This is a genomic window from Pseudoalteromonas sp. SG41-5, from assembly GCF_014164495.1.
Classification (GTDB): domain Bacteria; phylum Pseudomonadota; class Gammaproteobacteria; order Enterobacterales; family Alteromonadaceae; genus Pseudoalteromonas; species Pseudoalteromonas rhizosphaerae.
This window is the reverse complement of sequence record NZ_JACJFH010000174.1, coordinates 1-4,170: the sequence shown is the minus strand read 5'-3', so window position 1 is coordinate 4,170 and position 4,170 is coordinate 1. Positions and strand designations below refer to the sequence as shown.

The window sequence follows — 4,170 nt, the reverse complement described above, 5'->3', positions numbered from 1 at the left end:
ACCAACATATAATCAGCGATATAATTTAAAAATGGGGAGCGCGTTTTCATGTCATCACCAATAGTCATGCTGTATATGTGTACAGTGTAGTTGTTTGGCTCCCATATTCAAGAAAATGAGCGACGAGCGCATTTTCTCTTTTCTGAATATCTTTAGTACCAATAAAAAATTATAGTTGGCAATACATTAAGTTATTTGTTAAAAATAGATTTATTAATACATGAGCGTGACATCGGCAGAAAGATGCGCGACGCGCGCACTATAAAATTGTTGAACTAAGCCGCTACGCGGAGATCCTATTCTGACCATTTGAGCCACACTTACCTTGGGGTTATCCCATAACTTGGAGGTAAGTCATGAATACACTCATTGAACAAGTCAAAACTGAAATAGCCTATCGAGGTTATTCGCAAAGTACATGTAAAAGCCACTGTGAACATTTACTTAAACTCAGTCACTATTTTAATAAACCGCTTGACTCGATTACGGATGACGAGCTTAACGCCTTTTTTAACGATCCCGCTATTCGTAAACTTTCTAGAGCAAGTCAGAAAATACAAATAAACAGTATTTGGTTCTTGTTTAAGAATATTTTACATCGGCCATTGAACTTAGATATTGCACTGCCAAAAGCGAAGTCGCGCGGACCTACCTATTTATCACGTGATGATATGCGGCGGCTGATAGAAAGCTGTACGGATGATATGCGACTAAAAACGTTAATAGTGGTTTGCTATGGGTGCGGTTTACGTATTGGCGAATTGTTACGTATCAAAGTGCAAGACGTCGATGGCCAGCGTAAAACCATTTTAATTGAACAAGGTAAAGGGGATAAGTCACGGTATGTTGTAGTTTCAGATAGCGTACTAAACCAATTACGCGGTTACTGGAAAATGTATCACCCAACGGGTTGGATGTTTTACTCGCGATTGTTAATGGATAAACCTATGTCAGCATCGACCTTCAGGAAGCCATTGAGAAAACACGCACAAGCGTGTGGTTTAAAACACTGTAATCCACATGCACTACGCCATGCTTATGCAACACATCAACTTGAATCAGGAATGCCACTTCATCAATTGCAACATCAGCTTGGTCATAGTGATATTAAAACGACACAAAGTTACTTACACTGGTTACCTGAGTTAGGGCATGGCGGCATTGATTTGCTTGCGAGTTGGAGTAAACAATGAGCGCTTTGCACCTCGCTGATATTTTAAACTCAAATCTTGAGAATTATCGGCAACATCATACGATGAGCTATCAACAACTGCGTGTCTGTCAGCACCTTCAATCATGCAGAACAGGTCAGCTCGGTTATCAAGCATGGCAATGTGATAGCTGTGGGGAGTCGCAGCAGATTGGGTGTAGTTGTCGAGACCGTCACTGTCCGCGTTGCCAAGGCATGGCCACGGCTAAGTGGGTGCGAAGACAGCAAGAGGATTTATTACCGTGTCGGTATTTCCACCTTGTTTTTACGCTCCCTCATGAGTTGAATATCATTGCTCACTATAACCCAAGTGTGTTGTACCAGTGTTTGTTTAAAGCCGTATGGCAAACGCTGTGTAAATTTGCGAAACGAAAGATGCATGGCCAGTTAGGCATGACAAGCGTACTGCATACATGGGGGCAGAACTTAAGTCAGCATATCCACTTGCATTGTTTGATACCCGCAGGTGCACTTGAAAAAACGCACTGGCATGAAATAGAAAAAGACTATTTATACCCCGTAAAAGCGTTATCAACAGTCTTTAGAGGAAAAATGCTGGCGGCGCTCAATGAATGCGATAGTTCATTCGCGAAGATAAACACGCCAACCAAATGGTGCGTGTATAGCAAAGCCTGTTTAACGTACAGTGAAAAGCTAGTTAGTTACCTTGCTCGTTATACCCGAAAAGGCGTGATGTCAGAATCACGATTAGTGTCAGTGAATGAGCAGTCAGTGAGCTTTAAATATCGCGATTATGCAGATAACAACCGCGATAAAGTAATGACACTGAGTTGTGATGAATTTTTACGGCGCTACTTACAACATGTATTGCCGAAAGGGTTTATGCGCATTCGCCACTATGGTTTTTTAGCTAATGCGTGTCGTAAGCGAAAGTTAGCCCTGATAAGGGCTCATGTATCCACCGCATGCAAAGCGGTGAAGCCCAAAACAGAGCAAGAACCATTGATACCGTATTGGCCTTGTCAGTCATGTAAGGTTGGTATCTTACGGTTTATTGGTGTGATAACCTCAGATATTTCGACGAATGAAATAGTTCGAACGAGTTAGCGGCCTAGCTTGCTGCATTAAATCAATGAGTTAACCTGCTTAACTGCTCAGGCTACTCGCGATTGTGCGTGAGAAAAAGATCATTGCTTAACGGTGAAACATTAGGTTTAATAGGTGCATAATAAACGCTGAGTAACGCAGGGATAGCTTAGATACGATAGACACGCCAGTAAAGTTGGCTTGATATCGCTTAGGCCATAAAAAGCAAAATCCCATAGCATAAGTAACACCTCAGTCCAACAAGCGATTATGCAACACAAACTGCGTGTCGCATAAATACTAAAATGTTAGTGCAATCAGCGAGAGTCACATCAAAAAGTAGGGAAGTATGAGTATTAATATAAAATGGAATGGTGATTGTCGCTTTGAAGTGTCAACTGAAGGCGGCTTTACGTTTAATGTTGACGCTACAAGTGAGAAAGCCCCTTGTCCAACGGAAGTTTTATTGTCGGCTTTAGGTTCATGTAGTGCTACGGATGTCGTCTTGTTACTACAAGATCAAGGTTTTGAAGTTAAAGGCCTAGAAAATACGGTTACTTTTGCACTAACGGAATCAGAACCTCGTTTATATAAATCGGCAAACTTACACTTTACAGTAAATGGCAGTGGTTTTAAGGAATCTGACATTTTGCGAGCAGCTCAAAATGCGGTGGAAAAGCATTGTCATGTTTGTCTTATGTTGAGCCCTACGATCGATATCACTTGTTCAGCTGAAGTGGGTAAAAATTGCACTTAATCGGGTAGCCGGAGGTCTCTAACCTCCAGCCCCCACACCACCCATCATGCGGGTCCGCAATGGGCGGTTCACCTCCCATAATGAATATTGATCCAAATATCTCTCAGTGACACTAAACCTTTTGACGCTAAATAGTCATTGCCTAGCGCAATGTTAATTCCTTTTGTTTTTGAGCTTCGACAAGGCCCCTTGCTGGTGATACCACATGCTATGGCTAGTCTCTCACTGACCCCCAATTTCATTAAACTGCGTACTTTGGTGCGAGGTTTACGCCATTGCCGCCAGTAGCACATTCTTATCCTACGTCGGATCCAATGATCTAAATCCACCGTTAGCTGATAAGCGTTGGCTATCTGGTAGTAGTGTCCCCAGCCGCGTAAATACTGTGTGAGTTTATGAATTTGTAGGGTCATTGAGATCCCCCAGTTACGGTTAGTGAGCTCCCTGACATTTGCTTTGAATTTCTTTAGCGCCTGTTCGTGGATTTGCACTTGACCGTAACGAAATGTGAACCCGAGAAATTTCGAGCCTGATACAGGACCTACCCGACTTTTCGATTCGTTCACTTTGAGCTTTAATCGCTTAGTGATAAACGCAGTAATTTCCTGTTGTATTATTAGTCCTTCGCTTTTGGTTTTTACTAAAATGATTATGTCATCAGCGTAACGTGCAAACTTAAGGTGTTTGTAGGTTAGCTTCTTATCTAATTCATCGAGTAAAATGTTGGAAAGTAAAGGGGATAATGGCCCACCTTGGGGGACTCCTTTGGTTGACTCAAACCACAGACCTGTTTCGCGCTCTGCGATCCCCGCTCGTAAGTATTTACCGAGTAGGCGCATGAGTGCTTTGTCTTTGATTTTACGGCCAACACGATTCATCAGCATGTCATGGTCTACTTCATCAAAGAACTTAGACAAGTCGATATCAACCGCTGTTTTATAACCTTGTTTAACACAAAATTGAACATGGTTCACCGCTTGACTGGCTCTTTTATGAGAACGATAACCATAACTATGTGGTGAAAATTGAGGCTCAAAGTAAGGGCTGATCACTTGAGCAATGGCTTGTTGGATCACTCTGTCGATAACAGAAGGGATCCCAAGCATTCGCTCACCGCCATCGGGTTTGGGTATCATCACGCGTTTGACTGGCAAGG

Annotated in this window: 4 protein-coding genes; 3 read left to right on the top strand and 1 reads right to left on the bottom strand. The window is 42.4% G+C overall.

Going from position 1 to position 4,170, the window contains the following annotated elements:
• Nucleotides 1-356 precede the first annotated feature (356 nt).
• The 3 genes from H5232_RS22435 to H5232_RS22425 all read left to right on the top strand — a co-directional run bounded on the left by H5232_RS22435 (nt 357) and on the right by H5232_RS22425 (nt 3,014).
• Nucleotides 357-1,193, top strand: a complete 837-nt coding sequence (locus tag H5232_RS22435; RefSeq protein ID WP_182831555.1) for a tyrosine-type recombinase/integrase — start codon at nt 357-359, stop codon at nt 1,191-1,193.
• Nucleotides 1,190-2,278, top strand: coding sequence for an IS91 family transposase (locus H5232_RS22430; protein ID WP_182740088.1), 1,089 nt, complete (start codon nt 1,190-1,192; stop codon nt 2,276-2,278). The genes H5232_RS22435 and H5232_RS22430 overlap by 4 nt, the downstream gene beginning before the upstream one ends.
• A 328-nt stretch (nt 2,279-2,606) precedes the next feature.
• On the top strand, nt 2,607-3,014 hold the full coding sequence (locus H5232_RS22425) for an OsmC family protein (RefSeq protein ID WP_182719700.1): 408 nt from the start codon (nt 2,607-2,609) through the stop codon (nt 3,012-3,014).
• A 68-nt stretch (nt 3,015-3,082) separates the two neighbouring features.
• On the opposite strand, the gene ltrA is transcribed toward H5232_RS22425, so the two are convergent.
• Nucleotides 3,083-4,170: group II intron reverse transcriptase/maturase (gene ltrA, locus H5232_RS22420; protein WP_259400181.1), on the bottom strand; the 1,088-nt coding region annotated here is incomplete at its 5' end.